Raw genomic sequence first — 22,669 nt, 5'->3', positions numbered from 1 at the left:
CGTGCTTGCTGGCTCCGGGCAGTCGGGCCACATTGGGGTTTATGCAGATACGCCTCGATGACCAGCTTGCAACCGAAACTCTGGCGGCCCTGATCGCCGATTGCTGCGCGCCCGGAGACTGTCTCGCGCTTTCGGGGGGACTGGGCGCCGGGAAAAGCACGTTCGCCCGGGCGTTCCTGCGTCATCTGGCTCAGGACCCGCAGATGGAAGTGCCCAGCCCCAGCTTCGCGCTCGTCCAGCCTTACGAGACCCCCAAAGGGGCGGTGCATCATTATGATTTATGGCGTCTGGACGGGGCGGATGCGCTGTATGAACTGGCCTGGGACGAGGCCTGCGAAGGTATCATGCTGGTCGAATGGCCGGAACGGGCCGGGGATCTGCTGCCGGAAGGCGCGCTGCATCTTACATTCACCCCCGGAGACACTGAAGACGCTCGGGTCGTGGAACTGACGGGCTGGCCCGAAGAGCGCCTGACGGGACTGAACCCATGAGCGGCGTTGTCACCATTGCAGGCACGGAGCCGTTTTTGGACCGTGTGGCGCAGGAATGGCTTGAGCAGGACCCGGCAGCTGGCACAGATGGCCCCGGCCTGATCCTCGTCCCCAGCCGCCGTGCTGGCCGTGCGTTGATGGAAGCCTTCCTGCGGGTTCTGGACACACAGGCCGCCCTTCTGCCGCGGATTGTCGCGATCAATGACGTGGACGAGGATGCGCTGGCGTCCATCGGGATCGACGTTGTCCTGCCGCCTGCCGTGGAGCCGCAGCGTCGTCTGGCCGTGCTGTCGATGCTGATCCTCCAGACGCCGCTCGTGAGCGTTGGGGTGGACAGCACCAAGGGGATCGACCGCGCCTGGCCGCTCGCCAAGGCGCTGGCGGATCTGATGGACGAAGCCGAGCGCAGCGGTGTGGATCTGGCCGAACGTCTGCCGGACGCGGTGGAGGAGCGCTTCTCCGATCACTGGCAGCAGACGCTGAAATTTCTGGAAATCGTGACCGCCGTCTGGCCGAAATGGCTGGAAGAAGAGGGGCTCTCCAATCCCGTAGCGCGGCAGATCGCGCGCCTGAAGGCGCAGGCGCAGGCCTGGGCGGAAAAGCCGCCTTTGACTCCCGTCTGGGGTGTGGGCTTCGCGGACGGATCGGCGGCGGTGTCGGACGTGCTGGCCGTGGTGGCGCGGCTTCCTGCCGGGCTCGTGATCCTGCCGGGCGTGGATCTGGGTATGGCGGACGAGATCTGGGCCGATCTGCCGCCATCGCATCCGCAGGCGGGCCTGAAGGAAATCCTGACGGATCTGGGTCTGTCCCGCGAGGAACTGACGGACTGGGATGGCGGCCGGGATCGCGGGCGCGAACTGATGCTGCGCGAGGTCCTGTTGCCGGAGCACGGCATTGCCCATTGGGGGCAGGACAGTCGCCCCCGTGATATCAGCGGCCTCTCCATTCTCCCCGCGCAGGACCAGCAGCAGGAGGCGCAGGCCATCGCCCTGATCCTGCGCGATGCCGTGTCTGAAACCGGGAAAACCTGTGCGCTCGTCACGCCGGATCGGGCGCTGGCGCAGCGTGTGGGCACCGAGCTTCTGCGTTTTGGCATCCATGCCGATGATAGTGCGGGCGAGTCCCTGTCCCAGACTCCGGCCGCTGTCTTCCTGCGTCTGATTGCGACTGCCGCCGAAGCGCGACTGTCCCCGGTGGCGCTCTTGTCTGTTCTGAAACACCCGCTCGCCTCGTTGGGCCGCACGCCGGGTGACTGCCACGCCTCTGCTCGGCGGTTGGAGCGGCTGTTGCTGCGTGGACCAGCTCCTGCGCCGGGCATCGCGGGACTGAAAGCCGCGCTGCACGACTACACCCAGAAGAAACATGCGCCCGATCACGGCGCCAGCGCGGACGCCCCCGATGAGCCGGAAGGCCCTGCTGCCTTCATCGCACGCATCGAGCAGGCGTTCGATCCGCTCCTGTCCATCGAGGGGGCCATGCCTCTGCCGGAACTGCTTGAACGCCTGATCCACACGGCGGAAGCGTTGGCAGCCACGGCAGAAGAGTTGGACGCACCGGAAGACGAACCGCGCCATCCGGGCGCGCGTCTGTGGCTGGGTGAGGACGGTGAAGCCCTGTCGCGGCATCTAGCGGCGCTGATCGTCAATACCGGCATCCTTCCGCCACAGCGCCTGACGCATCTGGATTCGTTTCTCAACACATCCATGGCCGGGCAGATGCTGACCGGTTTGCGGGCCCATCGCGGGGGTGTGGAGCTGGCACATCCGCGCGTCTCGATCCTCGGCGTGCTGGAGGCGCGGCTTCTGGCATTCGATGTCGTGGTGCTGGGCGGTCTGAACGAGGGCGTCTGGCCGCCCGCGACCGATCCGGGCCCCTGGCTGAGCCGCCCGATGCGTGTGCGGGTCGGGCTTCCGTCTCCGGAGCGGCAGACGGGTGTGAGCGCGCATGATTTCGTCTCGACCATCCTGGCGTCGAAGGAGGCCGTGTTCGCCAGTTCGGCCCGGCGTGAGGGCGCGCCCGGCGTTCCTGCGCGCTGGATGGTGCGGATGGATGCGTTTCTTGGCGGACGGTCGCAGAGCCTGCCGGTACATCCCGCGCTGGACTGGCAGCGTTGTCTGGATCAACCGCTCGCAGGGGCCGAGGCCGTTGCGCCGCCCGAGCCGCGGCCGCCCGTTGCTCTGCGTCCGCGTGGTCTCAGCATCACTGAGATCGAGACCTGGATGCACGATCCCTATGCGATCTATGCCAAGCATGTCCTGAAGCTCCGGGCGCTCAAGCCGCTGGAGGAAGGCGCGGAACACGCTGATTTCGGCATGATCGTGCATGATGCGATGGAACGCGTCCTGAGCGACTTCCCCCAGCGCTGGCCCGCCAATGCGAGCGCCATTCTGCGTCGCGTTTTTGCCGAGGAACTGGCCAAGGCCAATATGCGCCCGGCTCTCGTGAACTGGTGGGGACCGCGTCTGGCCCGGATTGCGGACTGGGTGGCGGAAAAGGAAGCGGCTTACCGTCTGGAGATGGAAGAAAGTGGCCCGGCGCAGGGGCGGTTCGTGGAAGTCGAGGCGGCTTTCCGTCTTGAAGCGGCGTTTGCGCCGTTTCAACTGCGCGGCCGTGCGGACCGGATCGATATTGGTGCGGACGGTCTGGCGACAGTCTTCGATTACAAGACCGGGCAGCCGCCTAGCGGGAAGAACGTGGCGGAAGGCTGGTCCGTCCAGCTCGTGCTCGAAGGCGCGCTGCTGACGAAAGGGGCGTTCAAGGATGTTCCGGCCGTCGAGACGAAGAAGCTGCTCTACTGGCACCTGACCGGCGGTGACGATCCGGGCAAGGAAAGCGAGGTGCCGGGCTCACGTTCCGGCACGGACGCGCCCACCCTGATTGCGGAGGCCATGGAAAAACTCCGGACCCTCGTGGACGAATACGACAATCCCGATCAGCCCTACCGCTCCCAGCCCTGGGCCGGACATGTCCCGCGCTACACGGATTATGCCCAGCTTGCCCGCGTGGATGAATGGCGCGCGGCTTATGCGGAAGGAGAGGGCGAATGAACGATATGCCGCCTGTGACGCCCCCCGGCACACGCCCCATCACCCGCGACGAAGTCATTGCCGCCGCTGACCGCACGCAGCGTCAGGCTTCCGATCCGCGTGCTTCGGTGTTCGTCTCGGCTTCGGCCGGTTCGGGCAAGACCAAGCTGCTGATCGACCGTCTGCTGCGGCTCATGCTGCCGCTCTATGTGCAGACCGATGACGGTGACACCATTCTGGCCGATGGCGCGCATCCTTCGCGCATCCTGTGCCTGACCTACACCAAGGCCGCCGCTGCCGAGATGGCCAACCGCCTTCAGCAGAAGCTGGGAAGCTGGGTCTCGCTGCCGGATGCGAAGCTGGGTGTGGAGCTCGAAAGCCTCGACGTTCCCAACACGGACGAAACCCGCCGTCGCGCCCGCGCCCTGTTTTTGTGTGTGCTTGATCTGCCGGGCGGCCTGCGGATCGAGACGATCCACGCCTTCTGCCAGTCTTTGCTGCGCCGTTTTCCGCTGGAAGCCTCGGTCGATCCGCATTTTACGCTGATGGAAGATACCGACACCACCCTGGCGTTGCGTGAAGCGATGGAAGACGGGCTGACCCGTTCGCCGGAGCTTGCGGCCGATGTCGCGGGCACGGTGGGGCTGGATCGCTTCTTCCAGCGCATCCGCACGCTGAACATGGAGGAAAGCCGCGCCCGGCCATTGCTGGAGCGCTGGGCGACCCTGCCGGACAGCGTGGTCAGTGCCTATCGCAAGGCCCTGAAAGCCGGGCAGCAGAGCCTTGAAGACCTTGAAAGCCTCGCCTGCCAGCCGCCGAAGGAAGATGACCTGCGGGCCGGACTGCGTGACGTGCTTGGGTTCGTGACACCTGCTGCGCGCGCTAATGTCGAGCAGATGCTAGCCTGGCTCGGGACGGAACCGGCTGAACGTGCGCCCGCAATCTGGGCGAAATGCCTGCTGACGGACAAGGGGACCGTGCGGCAGATGAACCGGATCGTCGCCAAAAAGGCGCAGGAAGCCGTTCCGGGCATTGTGCCTTTGCTGGAGGACGAAGCGCAGCGGCTCGTAGATCTTCAGTCCAGCCTCAAGAGCGCGCGTCTTGTCCTGTTGAACCGTGCCCTGCTCGGTCTGGCCGCGCCCATGCTGACGGCGTTTCAGGACGGCAAATCCGCCCGTGGTCTGGTCGATTACAACGATCTCATTCAGGAAACCCGCAATCTCCTGCGCGATCCCGGTGCAGCCTGGGTGCTCTACAAGCTCGATGGTGGCATCGACCATCTGCTGCTGGACGAGGTGCAGGACAATTCCGGCCTGCAATGGGAAATCGCCGGCGCGCTCACATCCGAGTTCTTCGCAGGTGAGGGTGCGTGGGATATGGGGCCACGTCCTCGCACCATCTTTGCGGTCGGGGATTACAAGCAGTCGATCTACGGCTTTCAGGGCGCCCAGCCGGAGGAGTTTCACCGCTGGCGTCATGAATTTGCCAGCCGGGTCCGCAATGCCGGTCTGCTGTGGCGTGATCCGGAACTGAACGTCTCCTTCCGCTCGGTCCCGCCCGTGCTGTCCTTTGTGGATGCGGTATTCTCCCAGCCTCTCGCGGCGCATGGCCTGCTTCAGGACGATGAAAAGACGCTCCGCCCGCACGTCTCGGCCCGGCCGGGGCAGGGTGGTCGCGTGGAACTCTGGCCGCTCGTCCCTGTGGTGCAGGGCGAGGATGACGATGAAGGTCTGACGCCGTGGCGTGCGCCTTCCGCTAATACGGGACAGCGCAGCGCCCCCCAGCGTCTTGCCGAAGCCCTTGCGGAATGGATCGATCAGCAGATCGGGCGCCCCCCGCAACCGGGACAGGCACCTCTGACCGCAGGAGACGTGCTGATCCTCGTCCCCCGACGCTCGCCGTTTCTCCGTTCGCTGATCCGGGCTCTGAAATCGCGTAATGTGCCAGTGGCAACGCTGGTCCGGGTCGGGCTGACGCAGCAGGTCGCGGTCCGCGATCTTATGACGCTCTGTGCGGCTCTGCTCCTACCGCAGGATGATCTGACGCTGGCTTCCGTTCTCACATCCCCGCTCGGTGGTCTGACGGACGACTCGCTGATGGCGCTCGCGACCCGCAATGGCACGGCCCATGCCCTCGGCCCGAAAGGACAGCCGCTCTGGACCGTTCTGCGGGAGCGTCATCGGGAGCGCGAGGACTGGCGTGCGGCCTGGGAGATGCTGTCCACGCTCTATGCGCGCGTTGATTATGCGTCTCCCTATCGTCTGCTCGCCGAAACGCTGGGCCAGCATGGCGGTCGCACACGTCTGCTGCGGCGTCTGGGGCCGGAAGCAGCCGAACCGGTGGACGAACTGCTGACGGCGGCCCTGCGCTATGAAGGGCTGCATCCGCCATCGCTTCAGGGTTTCCTGCACTGGCTCGAAGCCAGCGAGATCACCAGCAAGCGCGAAGCTGAAAGTGAACTCGGTGCTGTTCGCGTCATGACCGTGCACGGCTCCAAGGGACTTCAGGCGCGTCTGGTCGTCATGCCGGACACGACGTCAAAGCCGCCGCCGGGCAGCGATTTCCTGTGGGAAGAGGCGGGGTCGCTCGAACTCCCGCTCTGGGTGCCGAAAAAGGACATGGGAACGGCCGTCACGACTGCCCTGTCCGAACGGGACGCCGAAAAGTCCCGCGCCGAGAGCAATCGCCTGCTTTACGTCGCCCTGACCCGGGCCAGTGACTGGCTGGTGATCTGCGGGGCCGGGGCCAAACGCGAGCCTGCGGATACAAGCTGGTATCGGCAGTGCGAGGCTGGTTTCCAGCAACTGGCCAATGCCCGGTCCGAACCGATGAATCTCGGCTGGGAGGGCGAGCGTCTTGTTTTGGAAGAGGCGCGTACCCTTGCCCCCGTTGCTTTCCAGCCCGGATCTGTCGAGCCGCCCTGCGCAACCCTGCCGGACTGGATGGGACATGCGCCGGACTGGAAGCCTGTCATTACGCCGCATGAGGATGCCATGACGCGTCCGCTCGCGCCCAGTCGTCCGGATGGTGCGGAGTTCGGTGATCTTCCGGCTGTACGTTCGCCGCTGGAGCTTCTGGCTGGTCGTCCTACGCCGGTGCGCGAACAGGCCATGCGACGCGGTACGATGATCCATCGTCTGCTCCAGCTCCTACCCGAAGCTCCGGCCGCAGAACGCGAGGATGTGGCTCTGCGCTGGCTGTCGCGCCGGGCGCTTGGCCTGACGGAACCGGAAATCGATCGTCTGGCCCAGCAGGTTCTGGGTGTCCTGTCCCATCCCGACCTTGCGCGGCTTTTTGCGCCCGGAAGTCGTGCGGAGCAGCCGATTTCCGGTGTCAGCGCGGGGCGCGTGGTGCTGGGGCAGGTGGACCGTCTGCGGATTGGGGACGGACAGATCTGGGTCTGCGACTACAAGACGAATCGCAATCCCCCTCTGCGGGCCGAGCGTACGCCGGTCGCCTATCTGCGGCAGATGGCGGCCTATCGTGCCGTGCTGGAGCAACTTCATCCCGGCTACGACATTCACTGTTCTCTGGTCTGGACGGAAGGACCGGCCGTTGTCACACTTTCGTCCTCGCTGCTGGATCAGGTCCGTCCCGGAGCTTGATGCAGGTCAAAAGCCCCTTGCAGTGAGGGGCAGGGCAGCCGATATCCGTTTTCAGAAACTTCATTCGCCACAAGGAATACCCTCATGAGCGCAAACACCGTCGCCGTCAGCGACAGCAGCTTCGACGCAGACGTCCTGAAGTCCGAAGGTCCGGTTCTGGTCGATTTCTGGGCGGAATGGTGCGGCCCATGCAAGATGATCGCACCGGCACTTGAGGAAATCGGCGCCGAGTATCAGGGGCGCCTGAAGGTCGCCAAGGTCAACATCGACTCCAATCCCGAAGCCCCGACCAAATATGGTGTGCGCAGCATCCCGACGCTGATCGTCTTCAAGGACGGCAAGCCGGTGGCCCAGCAGATGGGGGCGCTGCCGAAGAGCCAGCTCAAGGCCTGGATCGACCAGTCTCTCTGATCGATCCGAAAACGGGGCAGGGAAGGACGTTTAGAGGGCGTGGTAACGATCCTGCGCTTTGTGTAGGATCATGTCATGCGCTCGAAAGCTCCGACCTTCCCGACCCCCGTTCTCCTGACCTCCAGCGAGGAGGTGGCCCGTATCTGCGAAAAACTGCAGAACGAGCCTTTCGTGACCATCGACACGGAATTTGTCCGGGAACGGACCTACTGGCCCGAGCTGTGCCTCGTCCAGCTTGCCGGAACTGAAGATGTTGTCCTGATCGACACACTGGCTCCGGGTATTGATCTTGCCCCCCTCGGCGCGCTGCTGGCCAAGCCAGACTGCACCAAGGTTTTTCATGCCGCCCGGCAGGATCTTGAGATTTTCCTCCACATTTTCGACCGCCTTCCGGTCTCGGTTTTCGATACGCAGGTTGCTGCCATGGTGGCCGGTTTCGGCGATCAGGTTGGCTATGACAGTCTGGTTGGCGCGATTACTGGTCGTAGCATCGACAAGGCGCACCGTTTCAGTGACTGGTCAGCCCGTCCGCTGAGCAAGGCGCAGATCGCCTATGCCGCGGCTGATGTCACGCATCTGCGCACGGTTTACGACGCTCTGCGCAAACAGCTTGCCGAACAGGACCGTCTGCACTGGGCCGACTCCGAACAGGCTATCCTGACGGAAGAAAAGACCTTCCGTCCCGATCCCCGTCGCCTGTGGGAAAAGCTGAAGGCCCGCACCAGCAACCGCCGGATGCTCGGTATCCTGCGCGAAGTCACAGCCTGGCGCGAACAGGAGGCCCAGAACGCCGATATCCCCCGCCAGCGCGTCATCCGTGACGAAAGCCTGCTGGAAATCGCGGCCGTTCATCCGGATACGGTCGAGGCTCTCTCCCGCATCCGGGGCGTGACCCGGGGTTTTGCCGAGGGCAAGATGGGCAAAGGCCTGCTCGAAGCAATCCGTATCGCGCAGGAACTGCCTGAGTCCGAGCTTCCCAAGGCCCCTTCCAAATCCGACCGGCCCCGTCCGTCCACAGCCCTCGTGGCGCTTCTGCGGGTCCTGCTGGCCGCCAAGTGTGAACAGCACAAGGTGGCGCCCCGTCTGGTGGCTTCTTCGGACGATCTGGACCTGATTGCGCTTGGTGAAACCGATGTCGGTGCGCTGAAGGGCTGGCGTCGCGAACTTTTCGGTCTGGATGCCCAGGCGCTGGTCCGTGGTAAAATCGCGCTGGCCGTCGTGAACGGCCTTGTGGAGCTTCAGCGGGTCGCCGAACCGGCCTCGTAAGAACCGCCTTCGACGTGGCGGGGAGTTTCTGGTAAGAAACGTCCCGAAGATGTTCCGGGTCCGGTGGTCCGGGATTGAAAATCAACAGGATATCGGGCCGGTTCAGGCACCGAAGCGGGACAGGGAAACGAACATATGGAGTGGACGGACGAGACGATCGCCAGACTTCGCGATCTGTGGAGTCAGGGACTTTCGACCGCCGAAATCGGCCGCCAGCTCTCCATCACCAAAAATGCCGTCGTCGGCAAGGCGCACCGTCTGGGCCTGCCGCCCCGCCCGTCTCCCATCCGCAACCGCAAGGTTAAGGACGGTGAAACTGGTACGACGGAAGCCACCCCCCGTCGTAAAAGCCCCTCTCGCGCCAAGGCTGCCGAACCTGCGGCAGTGGACCTGTTTGCGGATAAGGATGCGGCTCCCGCCAAGGTGTCTGCAAGTGTTGCGGAGAAGGTGGCAGAAAAGCCGGCTGCTCCGGTCCGTAAGGCACCGTCTGTCGCCCCTGAAGCCGCAAAGCCGACGCCCCAGCCCGTCGCCGCCACACGTCCCCTTCCGGCGGCTGCCAAGGAGCCTGTCGCAGCCCGTCGGGAGCCTGCTGCAGCCCCCAAACCGGAACCCCGCGTTGCTCCTGTGCCGCGTCCGGCCATGCCGCCCCGCTTTTCGACCGCTGGCATCGACCGCCCGACCCGCCGTGGCCCGTCCTGCTGCTGGCCTATCGGCGATCCTGGCACACCGGGTTTTCATTTCTGCGGCGCGACACCGCTTCCCGGAAAGCCATATTGTGCCGAGCATGCGGCTATTGCCTATGTAAAGATCCGCGACCGTCGCGATTAAAAGGCGCACCACCCCGAAAAGCCGCCCTCCGGTTGGAGAGGCGGCTTTTTTTACGCCGCTGCTTCTGCCCGGGCATCATTCAGCGATTGTGGGGAGTTTTGCAGATGGCTTTCGCCAAGATGATCCACATTCCGCTTGCGGAAGTGATTCACGACAACCATGCGCTGCGGTCTGCGATGATGGGGGATCTGAGACTGCTCGAACTGCCAAGTCTCTGAAAAGAAGGAAAAATGGTGCTGCTGGACAGGATTGAACTGTCGACCTCTCCCTTACCAAAACACTGTTTTACCGGGAAAGCGGCCAAAAACCCCAGATCCAGCGATCCAATAAGGGCTGTTTTATCCATCCTGTACGGAATTTTCTGGGCCACTGGCACAGACTGTCTAAGCATGGATTCTTAGTAGGGGAGAAAGCTGGATCTCTATCCCATTGCAAACAAATGACTTCCCAGAATCGTTCTCACAAAACCATTGACGTGCCCTGATATGTTCTCTTTCTGTTCTCATTATGGAGGCCAGAAACATGAATTACCAAGGCGACCGCACGACCGGCTTCGCATCCCCCGCAGGCGATAACATCGAGGGTACGATTGACCTGATGTCGGTCGCCCTGGATCTTCGGCAGCCCAGTCGGTACCCGGTCCGGGTGGAAGGCGATGCGCTTCTGGGCCGCTCTATCCGGCACGGAGACATTCTTGTCGTTGATTCTGCCGTCTCCCCCCGGGCTGGCGTCGTGGTCGTGGCGAGCGTGGGGGATGAGCTGCGGGTCTGCGAACTGACCCAGCGTGCCGGAGAATGGTGGCTGCGGTCGTCTTCTCCCCAGGCGTCGTCCGTTCAGGTCGATGACGATACGGATGTCGCCATCTGGGCCGTGGCCACCGGCCTGGTCCGAACGGACGTGTGATGCGTGTCTACGGGCTGATCGACGGCAATTCGTTCTACTGCTCCTGCCAGCGCGCGTTTGAGCCTCGCCTGAAGCACAGGCCCGTTGTGGTGCTCAGCAACAATGACGGTTGCGCCATTGCGCGGACCCGCGAGGCCAAGGCGCTTGGTGTCAAAATGGGAGATGCCTGGCACATCGCCCGCAAACGTCCCGAGAGCCAGTCGGTCGTCTGGTACTCCTCGAACTATGCGCTGTATGCTGACATGTCGCGGCGAATGTATCAGGTCCTGGCAGAGCGACTGCCAGCCGTAGAGCCATATTCGATCGATGAGATGTTTCTCGATCTGAGTGACCTGCCCGGAGATCTGCATGAGCGCTGCCGTCAGATCCGCCAGGACGTGGCCGAGCACGCGAAGATCCCCACCTGCATCGGCTGGGGGCCGACCAAGACGATTGCCAAGCTGGCGAATGGTCTTGCGAAGGATCATCCGCATCTGGATGGTCTGTGCGATCTGATGGACCCGGTCGTACGCCAGGACTGGTACCGCCGCACCGGGATCGAGGAAGTCTGGGGAATCGGCCGGCAGACAAAACAGAAACTTCAGGACAGAGGCATCGAGACGATTGCTGATTTCGTGGCGCTTGATACAAAGAGCGTTCAGCAGATGCTGACGGTTGTGGGTGGCCGCGTTCAGGCGGAACTGCGCGGGCAATCCTGCCTGCCTCTGTCGGATATCTCTGCTACCCGCAAAAGTATCGCCTCAACCCGGACATTCGGTCGCCTGTTGCTGAAATGGGACGAGATCCGTGAGGCGATTGCACACTACGCCACACGCGCCGCGGAGAAGCTGCGAGAGGATAGACTGGAAGCGGCGCATCTCTCCGTCCTGATGCAGACCAATCCGCACAATGGCGATCCCTGGTACGCCAAACACGCAGCCATCACGATCGAGCCCACGTCCGATGCCCGGGATCTGATCCGTCATGCGACAGAACTCGGCCGCGCCCTCTGGCTCCCGGGCTATCGTTACTTCAAGGCAGGCGTCATCCTGTCGGACCTTCGTCCTGCTGGCAGCCAGGGCCTGATGTTCGCATCCCGGGATCCAATTCAGTCCGCCACGGTCATGGCGGCACTCGATGCGGTGAACGCCCGTTTCGGAAGCGGGACGCTCCGGCCGGGATCAACGGGACTGAAGCGGACATGGTCGCCGCGACAGTCTCTGTTATCGGCGCGTTACACGACCAGGCTGGAGGAGATCGTAAGGGCGAGAAGTTGGTAACGTTCTCTTACATCGGCCCCTCTCGGAAATTGACAATAATTGTATAAGTTTTAACATCCAGATTCTAATATGAAATCAAGAAACAAACTATATTTTAACCAAAATTACAACATATCACAGAATAGAGCCCGAATAAATGAAAGATTATTTGAGAAGACATAAATTAAACATAAGACATATAAAAAGAGCTGAAAGATGCTGCCGGCCTATTATATATCATAGTGGTACTGGAGATTTTATTGATACATGGAGAGGGGGAACTTGCTTCATAATAAAATGGTCTTATGGATTAAGAAAGAGATACTTTATTATAACAGCATTGCACGTTATATCGAATAGACTAACCAATACAATTGATTCAGATTCATTAGACAAAATTAAAATATTAAAACGAAGAATTACAATCGATAGAAAAAAACTCACTGATCAAGATTGGGTTCCCGTTATCGCTTATCATCCAATTCAGAATGTTGAAGAGTATATTGATATATATGATGATGAAGATGTTTCGGATGTAGCTATATTTGAAGCAGACTCAAATGCATTTGATGGTGACGTAGATGTATTTAAGATAGATGCTAGAAAAATAGGTATAGACAATATTTATGTAGAAAAAGAAATTGATATAAAAAAATGTTTTCTTTTCCTAGTTACGGGATATCCAGAAGCTTTTAATACAATAGACTACGAAAAAGAGGGTATTGTGTTGGATCAAAGGAGTTTGATATGCGAACGCGCGAACATAAAAGATAATGGTGCATTGACAGAGGTTAGGGTAACAAACCCAAAATCGGTACTATTTCCCATTAATGGGCTTAGCGGATCGCCTGTATTTTCTGCTTACGATGGCATAACAAAATTGTGTGGAATGGTAGTGAGGGGCGGAGGGCCACACAATAATATAATAAGGTTTTTAAGAATTTCTGCAATTATACCATTAATATTTATTACCGCCGTTAAATCAGAAAGAATAATGGTAAAACAATTCAAGAAGATAAAGAATAATTATCGTATAATAAAATAACTATAATTATATTATTATACGATACATTATTGAATAAACTTCTCGACCCAATCCGAATGTGCCACTCAGTAGCAACAATTCCTATTACTTCTTAACGCCCACAAATGTTCGGATCTGCTTATCAAAACAGCTTAGCACATACGAGATCAGCACCTCGACATGCGTTGCCAGTGCCGTCCGGTCTGCCTCAATCCGAGCAGCCACTCCCTCCCGCACGGCATCACTCTGCGCCAATAGCGCCCCGGCATAGCCGACCTGCCGCCCGGCCTCCGCATCAGCCAGGGCGGAAAGCGGCACGAACTGGACGGGCACGTTCAAGGTCTGGCCTTTCGTCCGGCTGGCATCGGCCTGGAGCCCGAAGACCGGAACGGCCGACGATGCCGATACGGAGAACGAGCCCGACTGGCTGAACGTCCCTGACAGATTCATCGTCACCGGCCCGGCAATCATTGCCACGACCGGATCCGACGTCTGCTGCGCGCACTGAAGCGCCCGGACGTTCGCGTCGAACCGGGCGGCCTGATCGGCCGTCCAGTGCTGCACGCCCGAGACACTGACGACACCGGCCTGTGTCAGGTCCGATTGCACGCCTGCAATCGCCTGACTGATCGTGACGGGCGCAACGGATCCGGTCGAACAGGCCGACAGAGCCAGCAGGCCGCAAAGCGTCAGAGTCCTCATGCGGCCCTCACTTCCGCCAGCAGGGCGTCGAAGTCCTCACCGGTCGGGGCCGTGCCAGGAACGCCCAGCCAGTTCTCCCGCGACAGCAGGCCGTAAGCCTCGTCTGCAATCCGCGTGAAGGTGTCCCATGGCATGAATGTGCGAGCGCCCCAAGTATTGAAGAACACGCCATCCGGATTGTATCCGACAAGTGCGATCGCATGCCCCCCGGCAGGCGTGTGATCGGTGATGGCATTCCAGTCCCAGGTCTCGCCGAGACCCAGTTCAAGGAATCCGCGTGGCACCTGCACACCGGCCAGCACGCCGCCGAGATAGGCGATGGCGCGGCGGATTGCGACGACATCCGTGGGCACAATCGAGCCATAGGCCGTGAGGTAATCGCGCGTCTGCCCCGGCCGCAGGAGACCCTCACGGCGCCAGGCGTTCAGCTCGTCCAGAAGGATGGTGCCGTTATCATTGGCCCCGGTTGCAGGGTCGAAGCCCGTGAGCGCCGCATAATTCGCCAGCACCGTCTCGGTCGAGAGCATGACCAGACCCTGTGCGGCCTTCGTCCAGGTCGCCACCAGGGCGGCGTGAGCCGCAAAGGCACAGCAGCCGAAGCGGTCATTGCCCCACATCTGATAGGGCACGTTTTGCGACCAGTCCTGCGCAGCGGGTACGGCTGGCAGACGCACGGCCAGCACCCGGCTGAGGCGATAGGTGCGCGGATCGTGTTTCGGGGCGCGCTTGCCTAGTTTTCTGTCCTGCATGGGATCTCCGGAAACAAAAAAAGGGGAGCAGCCGAAGCCGCTCCCCCTGTCGTCAGGACGTGAGTTCCTTCACCGCCCACATGATCGCGGCCTCAAGGTCAGTCATCGCCAAGCTGCGATAACGGCCCGGCTTGATCTCTTCGATTAGCGATTCTAGCTCGACGGCCTTCGCCTTCAGCCGGTCGTGCAGTTCCTTTTCCTCATCGGTAAGCGCTCGATATTTGGGACGAAACCTGGACATCTTTTCACAAGTGTCAGCGGACTGGCGGCCATCCGGAACACCGGAAAAAACATGCTGCGACATCCTCAAACCCCCTGATAGATCCGGGCGCGGATCAGCTCCGGAGACTGGATGGGTGCGGCATAGGGTGCGGCCGTGACACCGGCCAGCGCTTCGACCAGCGGGATCATTGCGGATACCGTGCTCATGTAACCGGCCGTCGACGGCGAATAGGCCTTCACGATCGGCGTTGCGATCGCCAGCAGGGTTTCGAGATCGGCTCCGAGGCTCCGGGCCCAGTCCCTGCCGGTGGAAACGGTGATGGCGCCGTTCGAGTTGGCGGCGACCTGTGCCGTCACGCTCCTGATCTGGGCAATCAGGTTGTCGAACTTCGCCTTGTCCGCAGCAGACAGGTGGCTTTCCAGTTCCGGAATGCCCTCGATCGCCTGCACGGCATAGGCGATGGCCGTGGCGTCATTGTTGAGCGCGGCCGTGTTGAAGGTGGCTGTATTCGGCGTGGTCTGACAAGCCGCCAGCCCGAAGCACCCAACGAGAAGGAGGGCGCAGAGCGAACGGGCCGGACGGCCAAACCAGCCCTCAAGAAACGAAAAGAGATTACGCATGATGTCTCCAGACACAAAAAAAACCGCCTCAAAGGGCGGTGGAAGAAAGAGCGGTCTGACAGGCGGAAGCCCATCTCCTTCGGGTCAGGCGGTCGGTTTGGGAGGCTCGCCGGACTTCGGATGGGTCGAGGCCGGATCGAGGCCCAGCTTGACCGCCTCAATCGTGCGGCTGGCATCGGCTGGGATCATCAGCGCCTTGGCATCGGGCTGATAGGCGTTGGTGTTCCAGCCCTTCGACTGTGCCAGAGCAGAAAGAGCCTTGTAGAGCAGCGCCAGTTTGCTGCCCAAGGCGGGCGGCTTCCAGAAGCGCATGGCCAGTGCGGCCGCCGCGATCAGGAAGGTCAGGATCGAGACGAGATCGCCGGCATACTTGGCAGGCAGGTACGGCAGGACCGTCTGGAACAGGGTTGTCCAGTCCATGGTGTTCTCCAGATTTTTGAGGAAGAGTCAGGCGGTGATCGCGGCCTGAAAGTCCGAGATGTTGGCCATCACAGAGGCCGCGCCAAGCGGGCTGTTGTACCAGCGCTTGTGATACCGCGCCTGACCGGCCGCGTCGTCAGCGGCCGGAATCGGTTCAGGCGCCAGAAGGACTTTGACCGCACACATGCCCGCGCCATACAGCGGGAGCGCGATCATCAGATCGGCGGAATGAGGCTGGCCGTACAACAGACGGTTCAATCCGGACGCGATCTTCGACCGGCACGGTGCCGGCAACGAGTTTTTCCAGATGTCGTCATGGGAGGCAGGTTCCATCTGCCAGAACCCCCTGGCAGGTCCACCGTGCAGCTGCTCCAGCCAGACATAGCCGCTCTCGACCAGCCCGATGCCCGTCACGATATTGACGTGAGCCGGATCGTCCAGGCCGATGGCCTGCAAGGCGGGACGGATCCACAGACGTTTGATCTGTGAAAGATTGAGGCCCGTCATTGTCCGATCGACACCACCAAATGAACCACCCCGGATCCGAGGATCGAGGTCGCCAGAGTGACGAGCGCCGTGACCACGGCTTTGCCGCCTATGACGCGATCGACCTTGGAGCCGAGCGCTTTGATCCCGGCTTCCAGATCTTCCTTCAGATCGTTGATCTGGTTGCGCAGGGATGCGATTTCCGATCGCATCTCCGCTCGCAGATCAGACTGATTATCTCCCAGAGCCGAGACCAAAGTTTCCAGCTTGAGAACCCGATCTTCCAGGGCACGGATGATGATGTCTTTTTCGGTGAGGGCTTGGTCGGTCGGTGTGGCCGTGACGGTATCAGGCATCGTTTTTCCATAAAAAAAGCCGCCCGGAGGCAGCATGAAGACAGGATCGGAAAGCCATCTGTGCGGTCATTCCGATCCGTAATTCAGCATGTACAGAGACAGGGCATCGAGGATTTCCCCGGCCCAGAATGAGTAGAACTGATGTCCGTCCGGATTGGGCGAAAGCGATCCTGCCATGTCGCCCACGGTAACAACGGCAGCATCGAGCATGCCGATCAGACGGTCGATTACGGTGGCACAGACCGTGCTGTCATAGCCCGCCATCTTGCACCACAGGGCACCCTTGAGCGCTAGTGCCACCTGATGCGGCTCCGCCATAACCTCGGACGGATCCTGCGCGGCCTGAAACTGTGTGGGTAGAGATAAGGCTTGCGGATTCAGACCCAGCCAGCTGTTCAGCCATCCCAGAAATGCTCCCGCCACGTCCTGCGCGAGCGCCGTGGCCTGCTCAGCCTCAGATCCGCCCGTGTCGGCCAGATATCCCGACAGAATGCAGCGCTGCCAGAAATCGGCCGCATGCGCAAAAGCCCGATACGTGTAGCCGCCCCAGAACCAGTTTGGATCCGGACCACCAAATACAAACGTACCGCCCGCGCCATACTGTTCAGAGTCCCACTGATGAAACAGCCAAGTCGGAACGAAAGGCCCACTGGCTCCACTGGGCGACTGCGCCGTGTAGGCTTTCTGGCTGTCCCGCATCATCTGGAGCATGTTTTTCGCTGCGCCAAAATCGCCAATCAGGAACCAGACGGCAGGTTGCTGGTAGCCCATATAAGCCGGACCCTGCCAGGTTCCACCTCCTCCGGACGCATACTGACCGGTTGATGACGACCCCCATCCAAATGGCAGTGCTCCAGGCGTGTAAGGCTGGTTCACCGTTGTCGCCCCGGTCACCTGAACATCGCCAATAGTCAGGGTATGGGCATCAGTGATCGTGTCGACAATCTCTGCACGGGAGAGGACTGCCCTGGCTCCGAGACTGTACGGAGCCGCGCTGTAAACCGCGATAACCTGTAGAGTACAGGGCGTGGTCGCAGACGTGTTACCCCACTGGATGGTCTGCAACGCTCCCGTGGCAGTTCCGGCCTGCGCCGGAGGGCTGCCGGTGTTCGTCTGATAGGACGACGCGCGGAAATTGCTCCACGACAGAACCAGAGGATCCGCCGTGCTCCGCGACGGAAGAGAGTATTCCCACCGCCATCCCGCCGCATCGACCACCGTCAGAACACCTGTGACCTGTGAGGTCAGATAAGCCAGAACAGGTGCCGTTCCGTCTGACCACCCCGGAACAGACGAAACCGAGAAACCCGCTCCGGCGCCTGTATCCGCAATGACATAGGTCCGCGTCAGGACAGACTGGCCCGTATCCGTCTGCGCAGACACTGTCGATGCCTGAACCGATCCAAAGGTGAATTCCGTGGTCCCTGGCAACCATGCCAGAACACCCCCCATGCCAAAGTCTGCCAGAGACAGTATTGTGGTCTGCAAGGCTGTCGTCGCCTGAAGAGAGGCTGTCCAGGTCCCGCTTTCTCCCGTGGCCAGGCGGGCTGTCAGACGTAGGGACAATGTCTGCGCCACAGTACTGCTGACCTCTGCACGGATCCCGGATTCGGCACCGAGCGACAGGCTGGCAGCATCCTGGACAAACCGGAACGCAGCCCGGTTGACGTCTGCAGGCAAGGTAAAGACTGCCAGTCCGCTCCCCGCCTCACGCGCATAGGTCAGTGCCGACGTGGGGGCGGCTTTCGTGGACCCGTCCGTCATGAGCACATTCAGATAGGTCAGAGGCCAGCTGTCGTAGGTGACCCCGTCTGGATCCCTGCGAAACAGAAATGGAACTGATGAGGTCAGAACGCAGACCTTCTGCCAGATGCCCAGAAGGGCATCACGGGCCTGTCCCCAGCGCGTCGGTGTCAGGGTGTCATGCCTGGCCAGCAGGTCAAAAAGATCCACAAACCAACCAAGTGCATCCGGTGCTGTATTGAAGGTCGTGTCATCCACGGCATGCCACAGCGGCCATGCATCGAACCGGGCCGCATAGTCGACTGAAATCGTATCGTCCCACAGGGCATAACTGACCCTGAAGTTTCCCGAGAGCGTCGTGTCCTTCAGTCTAAGAGTGCCAGGGGCAATCGCACTCTGGGTTTCGTTTGGAACACTGAATTCGATACTGTCAGCCGCGCCACTGACATAGGTAAACAGATAACCGTCCCGGTCGACAAAACAGTCGATCTCATGGAACTGTCCGCCGTCCTGAAGTTTGGAGAAAACATTCCCCCAGACAGGCACCCCCGTAAACACACCGTACACATTCGAGAGTGTGGCCGGAAGGTTTGCTACGCCGTCTGTAAACGTCACATCCGCTGCCACAACACCATCGAACGCATGGCCATCGGGGGAGACGGGCCCCTTGATGTTGAAGCTGTCTCCGGCATTGACCACCCAGTGATGATTCCAAGGGGTGGAGGGGTCATCGGGTGGATCGCCCAGAAAGAAATACCGGATGGCGGCATTAGCTAGGGTCCGGGCATTTGCCAGGGATGCCGCGCGTCCGGTCGCCAGATAATGCCGGACGTAGCCGCGTGCCAGAAGCGCCTGGCTTTCAGACGTGGAAGCGTCGTTGGGGAGATATCCGGCACGCCCGCTTTCGTAATGCATGTTGTTGCGACAGATTCCGTCTCCCGAGACCAGGTAGATCTCCGGATCGGCTGTGTAGGGATGCGGCGTACGTGTCATGCGTCCCGGCCTCCGATGTCAGGAAAGGGAATCATTCGAATAATTGCGGATAAAGGTGGTCAGGTTCGCAGCCATTGTTCCGGCCGCAGCTGCCGAGCCGGAACCGCCTCCGCCATTGCTGCCACCCCCCGTAGTCGTATCGTTGTCCGGGTAGGAGGTGCGCATGATGAACCATACCCGCACCGAGGGTGGTGTCAGGTCGATCTCCGGAATGTCGTGGCTATGCGCCTGACCACCCCCAGTGGCTGATGTATCGAAAGACCCCGCTGCACTGGTAGCATCAGACACAATATTATGGGCCGTATCGCGCCCGGAATCCGACCAGCTGCGATAGGAATACCGATGCGTATGTGACGGGATCTCGTCCACCGTCAGGGTATGATCGCCCGTCTTGCCGGACCAGGTCTTCTGTCCTGTTTTTGAGCCTTTCTCATCGTCGGATGAGGCGCCCATGGGCAGCTGCCCGCGCATGTCCGGCGTGCCGTTGCTGCCGTCGCAAACGCTCCACCCTTTGGGTACATCGGCCTGTGCGCCGTACCACATGAGAATGGTCCCGATCGGTAGACGCTGCTGCCCCCAGCCACGCGTGACGATTGAGAGGATCTCCAGATCCACCGAAGACGTACCATCCGTAAACCTTAGACGGCCTGAAGGCGCGGATCCGGCACCATTGACGGTCAGCCAGGCGCGGGCTGTCAGAGCTTCTCCCGTCAGGAGCCCCGCCCCGATATTGGGAGAGAGGGTATCCGTACTGTTGCGGGGAGCCACGAAGAGATCGGAACGGACAGCGCCATCGCGCTGCCCCACGAAATTCTGGGTCATCCAGTCCCGATCAGCCAGAACCTTCCCGCCTGCTGTTACAAATCCGTCTTCACCCACAAGCGGTAGAGATTCAGCGGGGACCTCACTGTAGACCCGCACTGTTCCTGTGAAATTTAACGGGACAGTTGTTCCGGCTGTATTGCCCTTGATCACGCTACGGGTCAGGGTCACAGGGCCGGTCACGTCCAGCGTACCAATCCCCCATTCGGACTGTGCACCGTCATCGGCAAAATAGAACACGCTGCCCCCCTTGGGGAAAGCCGCCGCAAAGCTTCGCCGTGCTTCAACTGCGCCATTGAGCGTGATGACGCCTGTGCCGGGCGCGTTCGCCGTTTCCAGAACGAAATCTGCCAGTTGGGGGGCTGCCATTATAGACGCTCCGTCAGGTCGAGGGTCAGGGCGTGGCGGTCGGCCACGCCAAAAGGATTGGACAGGTCATTGCCGGACAGACGTCCGAACACGGCTTTGGCCGCCAGATCCGCACCACTGGCAGCGGGATCGGGGAGGAACAGAATGTTCTGGCCAGTAGCCGCCACCCGCAGGATCTGGTCCATGACCACAGCATCTGCGTCGCCAAGGGACTGGTGAACGATAGACAGTTTGCGCTGGAACCAGCGGCTTTCCACGAACTCCGTCCCTGCCAGAGAGGTAATCGTATCCTGCCCCAGCGTGCGGCCCGCCGTGCTGGAAGTTGAGAAATTGCGGACCGGTTGAAACAGGGGCCCCGCATAGGCGAGAGGAAGATCCAGCCAGCCATCGGGATTGGTGGGATCTGAAACTGTCATTCTCACGGTGTCCGCCAGGAGCACTGAAGGCGACACCAAAAGGGTCTGTCCGTTGGCCACCGGCCCTCCTGGCATCCGCCAGATGATGACACCGCCACGAGATGCCGTGACAGACCAGGTGGCTGAAGTCGTCAGGTTGGTCCGGTGCAGGCTAAACGCGCGGAAGGACACGGCATCCGTAAGGGTCAGCGTTAGTCCCGCCGTTGTTCCGGGAATACGCCAGCCGAGACTGGGCGCGCCCTGCTGGCTGCGCAGGTTTGAGACTGGCAGACGCGGCATCTGGGCATCGGCTGCAAGGGCCGCGTCCAGGATACGGTTCTGCCAGCCGAAGCCACAGTTTTCCATGAAGTCATACCAATATCTGAAAGGTAACAGTCTGATCGGCTGACCGGATCTGTTCGCTGATCACCACGCCCGGAGCCCCACCTGTCAGACCAGGAGCCGGGGCCTGCAACCAGACGGCATCGCCCAGATCCAGAGCCCAAGCCGCATCCTGTGGAACAACGACGACCCAGAGTCGCCGTTGCGTGCCCCATAGAGCGCCGTGACGACTGGCAGATGCAATGGCATCTTCCTGCCGGGAAAGTGCCGTGGTGATCAGAGCGGGATCGTTTGGCACCCGCCAGCGGGAACGCACATCCGTTGACCACCAGACCGCCGCCCGGTCTGCCAGGGCCACAAGGGACTGACGATCGGCCGGGATCAAGGGATGCAGGGTGGAGCCGGGGTCCTGCACCGTGAAGTTATGCTGCCAACCGATCCGCCACCGCCATGTCGGTGGGCTGAGGGAACTGTCCAGCGTCCCGGCTGACAGGTTCGTGATCATATCAGAGGTCAGGGCTGCGACAGGAGCGGCATTCCGTGACGGCACGGACAGCACTATGGGCCGCAGGGTGCCAGTGCGGGTCGGCACCAGGGACAGACCCAGTCCTGACAGGAGAGTACTGACGGCTGCCGCGCCCGTTACACTGGCAGAACCATCCCAGTACCAGCCTCCCGGCCAATTCCAGACAGAGGTTTCCCCCCAAGTCGCATCGATATAGGCCGCCGGAAAGACCAGGTCTTCCAACAGTAGCTGTCGCAGGATGTCCACAACAGCTGCCGGTGCAGCGCCCGACCGGAACCGGCCCACCGCATCGACCGTGATGGTGTAAACGGGTTTCGTGCCCAGCCGGAACCAGGTCCCGGCAGGACCAGTCTGGACCGTATAGGTTCCGGCCTGTGGACTGGCGGCATAGAGATCGTCCACTACGCCTGAGAAGGCGATTCCGGTATAACCGCCTTCATAGAGCGTGGTGATGTCGGCCGGACCATCCGAGACCTGATAAACATCATTCGTGCTATCGATCAGGACGGGCGTGATGTTGCACGCTGTCCCACGCAGCCGGGGCATGGCACGGCCGGAAACGTTACTGTCTCCGTCCAGTTTTCCGGTTCCACCATACAGACTGACAGGCATGGTGCTGGCCAGCCAGTAGGTGGCATCCAGAAGATCCACACCTACGCTGGTACGGTTAATCGCCCAGCCTTTCCCAAGACCTGCGAAGACCGGCTTCAGGCTGGACATCGCAGGGTCGACATCTAGGCCACGACTGGCATCCCAAACCTTGCGCCCTGTCCTGATTCTGACAGGAAGATGATCATTCACGCGGGTCAGGACTGTGCTGTCCAGAACGCCCTCAGGATTGGCCAGAGTGATCGATCCCACCGAACGCGAACCTCCCAGGGCATCTGCCGTCAGGGTCAGGCCACGGTCGAGTGCGAAAGCGTCCGCCACATAGGGAGGATAGGGGATACCATCCGCATCTACGAAACCAGCATCTGAAAAGCGCAGGGTTTCCACGCTTTCCAGAACTTCCTGATCTCCGGACAATACGCCATGAGGCTGCGTTCCGTAACCGGGAGGCGTGACGTCTCCCGACGTCGTGGCAGGCCGGACAATATCCAGCTCAACCGTCCGAAATACCGTCATGTCTGG

20 protein-coding genes are annotated in these 22,669 nt (G+C 61.0%); 9 read left to right on the top strand and 11 right to left on the bottom strand.

Going from position 1 to position 22,669, the window contains the following annotated elements; all coding sequences use genetic code 11:
* Positions 1-41: 41 nt before the first annotated feature.
* The 9 genes from tsaE (at position 42) to KP701_RS00215 (ending at position 12,813) form a co-directional block, all read left to right on the top strand.
* On the top strand, positions 42-491 hold the full coding sequence (gene tsaE / locus KP701_RS00255; protein WP_215745196.1) for a tRNA (adenosine(37)-N6)-threonylcarbamoyltransferase complex ATPase subunit type 1 TsaE: 450 nt from the start codon (positions 42-44) through the stop codon (positions 489-491).
* A complete protein-coding gene (gene addB / locus KP701_RS00250) occupies positions 488-3,538 on the top strand; it encodes a double-strand break repair protein AddB (protein WP_215745195.1) in 3,051 nt (1,016 codons plus the stop codon). Before tsaE ends, addB begins: the two co-directional genes overlap by 4 nt.
* On the top strand, positions 3,535-7,122 hold the full coding sequence (gene addA, locus KP701_RS00245; RefSeq protein ID WP_252345301.1) for a double-strand break repair helicase AddA: 3,588 nt from the start codon (positions 3,535-3,537) through the stop codon (positions 7,120-7,122). Before addB ends, addA begins: the two co-directional genes overlap by 4 nt.
* An 84-nt stretch (positions 7,123-7,206) precedes the next feature.
* Positions 7,207-7,533 (top strand): thioredoxin TrxA, encoded by a 327-nt coding sequence (gene trxA, locus KP701_RS00240; RefSeq protein WP_062029874.1) that lies wholly within the window; start codon positions 7,207-7,209, stop codon positions 7,531-7,533.
* A gap of 75 nt (positions 7,534-7,608) precedes the next feature.
* Positions 7,609-8,799: a ribonuclease D gene (rnd, locus tag KP701_RS00235; protein ID WP_215745194.1), complete on the top strand. Its 1,191-nt coding sequence runs from the start codon at positions 7,609-7,611 to the stop codon at positions 8,797-8,799.
* A gap of 135 nt (positions 8,800-8,934) precedes the next feature.
* Complete coding sequence (locus KP701_RS00230; RefSeq protein WP_215745193.1) at positions 8,935-9,627, top strand: GcrA family cell cycle regulator; 693 nt, start codon at positions 8,935-8,937, stop codon at positions 9,625-9,627.
* A gap of 522 nt (positions 9,628-10,149) precedes the next feature.
* Entirely contained in the window at positions 10,150-10,530 is a 381-nt protein-coding gene (locus tag KP701_RS00225) for a LexA family transcriptional regulator (protein WP_215745192.1), read from the top strand.
* Entirely contained in the window at positions 10,530-11,789 is a 1,260-nt protein-coding gene (locus tag KP701_RS00220) for a Y-family DNA polymerase (protein ID WP_215745191.1), read from the top strand. The genes KP701_RS00225 and KP701_RS00220 overlap by 1 nt, the downstream gene beginning before the upstream one ends.
* Positions 11,790-11,925: 136 nt before the next feature.
* Positions 11,926-12,813, top strand: a complete 888-nt coding sequence (locus KP701_RS00215) for a hypothetical protein (protein ID WP_215745190.1) — start codon at positions 11,926-11,928, stop codon at positions 12,811-12,813.
* A gap of 84 nt (positions 12,814-12,897) precedes the next feature.
* Here KP701_RS00215 and KP701_RS00210 read toward each other — a convergent pair whose 3' ends face one another.
* The 11 genes from KP701_RS00210 to KP701_RS00160 all read right to left on the bottom strand — a co-directional run bounded on the left by KP701_RS00210 (position 12,898) and on the right by KP701_RS00160 (position 22,663).
* Complete coding sequence (locus KP701_RS00210; protein WP_215745189.1) at positions 12,898-13,494, bottom strand: hypothetical protein; 597 nt, start codon at positions 13,492-13,494, stop codon at positions 12,898-12,900.
* A complete protein-coding gene (locus KP701_RS00205; protein ID WP_215745188.1) occupies positions 13,491-14,243 on the bottom strand; it encodes a hypothetical protein in 753 nt (250 codons plus the stop codon). Before KP701_RS00205 ends, KP701_RS00210 begins: the two co-directional genes overlap by 4 nt.
* 52 nt (positions 14,244-14,295) lie before the next feature.
* The gene (locus KP701_RS00200) at positions 14,296-14,547 is read right to left on the bottom strand and encodes a hypothetical protein (RefSeq protein WP_215745187.1); all 252 of its coding nucleotides are present in this window, start codon (positions 14,545-14,547) and stop codon (positions 14,296-14,298) included.
* Positions 14,548-14,549: 2 nt separating this feature from the next.
* Positions 14,550-15,086 (bottom strand): hypothetical protein, encoded by a 537-nt coding sequence (locus KP701_RS00195; protein ID WP_215745186.1) that lies wholly within the window; start codon positions 15,084-15,086, stop codon positions 14,550-14,552.
* An 84-nt stretch (positions 15,087-15,170) separates the two neighbouring features.
* Positions 15,171-15,506, bottom strand: a complete 336-nt coding sequence (locus KP701_RS00190; RefSeq protein WP_215745185.1) for a hypothetical protein — start codon at positions 15,504-15,506, stop codon at positions 15,171-15,173.
* A gap of 27 nt (positions 15,507-15,533) precedes the next feature.
* Complete coding sequence (locus KP701_RS00185) at positions 15,534-16,013, bottom strand: hypothetical protein (RefSeq protein ID WP_215745184.1); 480 nt, start codon at positions 16,011-16,013, stop codon at positions 15,534-15,536.
* Positions 16,010-16,348 carry a hypothetical protein gene (locus tag KP701_RS00180; RefSeq protein ID WP_215745183.1) on the bottom strand — a complete coding sequence of 113 codons (339 nt, stop codon included), beginning with the start codon at positions 16,346-16,348 and terminating at the stop codon, positions 16,010-16,012. The genes KP701_RS00185 and KP701_RS00180 overlap by 4 nt, the downstream gene beginning before the upstream one ends.
* A gap of 66 nt (positions 16,349-16,414) precedes the next feature.
* The gene (locus tag KP701_RS00175) at positions 16,415-19,084 is read right to left on the bottom strand and encodes a hypothetical protein (RefSeq protein ID WP_215745182.1); all 2,670 of its coding nucleotides are present in this window, start codon (positions 19,082-19,084) and stop codon (positions 16,415-16,417) included.
* Positions 19,085-19,102: 18 nt separating this feature from the next.
* Positions 19,103-20,275: a hypothetical protein gene (locus KP701_RS00170; protein WP_215745181.1), complete on the bottom strand. Its 1,173-nt coding sequence runs from the start codon at positions 20,273-20,275 to the stop codon at positions 19,103-19,105.
* Positions 20,275-21,036 (bottom strand): hypothetical protein, encoded by a 762-nt coding sequence (locus KP701_RS00165; RefSeq protein WP_215745180.1) that lies wholly within the window; start codon positions 21,034-21,036, stop codon positions 20,275-20,277. Before KP701_RS00165 ends, KP701_RS00170 begins: the two co-directional genes overlap by 1 nt.
* Before the next feature lie 4 nt (positions 21,037-21,040).
* Positions 21,041-22,663 carry a hypothetical protein gene (locus KP701_RS00160; RefSeq protein ID WP_215745179.1) on the bottom strand — a complete coding sequence of 541 codons (1,623 nt, stop codon included), beginning with the start codon at positions 22,661-22,663 and terminating at the stop codon, positions 21,041-21,043.
* Positions 22,664-22,669 lie beyond the last annotated feature (6 nt).

This window comes from Gluconobacter sp. P1C6_b (assembly GCF_018811945.1).
Classification (GTDB): Bacteria; Pseudomonadota; Alphaproteobacteria; order Acetobacterales; family Acetobacteraceae; genus Gluconobacter.
This window is presented reverse-complemented; position numbering and strand designations above follow the sequence as displayed.

Coding starts and splice junctions, on each gene's coding strand:
- tsaE (WP_215745196.1), top strand. CDS start 42: ATGCAGATACGCCTCGATGACCAGCTTGCAACCGAAACTCTGGCGGCC.
- addB (WP_215745195.1), top strand. CDS start 488: ATGAGCGGCGTTGTCACCATTGCAGGCACGGAGCCGTTTTTGGACCGT.
- addA (WP_252345301.1), top strand. CDS start 3,535: ATGAACGATATGCCGCCTGTGACGCCCCCCGGCACACGCCCCATCACC.
- trxA (WP_062029874.1), top strand. CDS start 7,207: ATGAGCGCAAACACCGTCGCCGTCAGCGACAGCAGCTTCGACGCAGAC.
- rnd (WP_215745194.1), top strand. CDS start 7,609: ATGCGCTCGAAAGCTCCGACCTTCCCGACCCCCGTTCTCCTGACCTCC.
- KP701_RS00230 (WP_215745193.1), top strand. CDS start 8,935: ATGGAGTGGACGGACGAGACGATCGCCAGACTTCGCGATCTGTGGAGT.
- KP701_RS00225 (WP_215745192.1), top strand. CDS start 10,150: ATGAATTACCAAGGCGACCGCACGACCGGCTTCGCATCCCCCGCAGGC.
- KP701_RS00220 (WP_215745191.1), top strand. CDS start 10,530: ATGCGTGTCTACGGGCTGATCGACGGCAATTCGTTCTACTGCTCCTGC.
- KP701_RS00215 (WP_215745190.1), top strand. CDS start 11,926: ATGAAAGATTATTTGAGAAGACATAAATTAAACATAAGACATATAAAA.
- KP701_RS00210 (WP_215745189.1), bottom strand. CDS start 13,494: ATGAGGACTCTGACGCTTTGCGGCCTGCTGGCTCTGTCGGCCTGTTCG.
- KP701_RS00205 (WP_215745188.1), bottom strand. CDS start 14,243: ATGCAGGACAGAAAACTAGGCAAGCGCGCCCCGAAACACGATCCGCGC.
- KP701_RS00200 (WP_215745187.1), bottom strand. CDS start 14,547: ATGTCGCAGCATGTTTTTTCCGGTGTTCCGGATGGCCGCCAGTCCGCT.
- KP701_RS00195 (WP_215745186.1), bottom strand. CDS start 15,086: ATGCGTAATCTCTTTTCGTTTCTTGAGGGCTGGTTTGGCCGTCCGGCC.
- KP701_RS00190 (WP_215745185.1), bottom strand. CDS start 15,506: ATGGACTGGACAACCCTGTTCCAGACGGTCCTGCCGTACCTGCCTGCC.
- KP701_RS00185 (WP_215745184.1), bottom strand. CDS start 16,013: ATGACGGGCCTCAATCTTTCACAGATCAAACGTCTGTGGATCCGTCCC.
- KP701_RS00180 (WP_215745183.1), bottom strand. CDS start 16,348: ATGCCTGATACCGTCACGGCCACACCGACCGACCAAGCCCTCACCGAA.
- KP701_RS00175 (WP_215745182.1), bottom strand. CDS start 19,084: ATGACACGTACGCCGCATCCCTACACAGCCGATCCGGAGATCTACCTG.
- KP701_RS00170 (WP_215745181.1), bottom strand. CDS start 20,275: ATGGCAGCCCCCCAACTGGCAGATTTCGTTCTGGAAACGGCGAACGCG.
- KP701_RS00165 (WP_215745180.1), bottom strand. CDS start 21,036: ATGGAAAACTGTGGCTTCGGCTGGCAGAACCGTATCCTGGACGCGGCC.
- KP701_RS00160 (WP_215745179.1), bottom strand. CDS start 22,663: ATGACGGTATTTCGGACGGTTGAGCTGGATATTGTCCGGCCTGCCACG.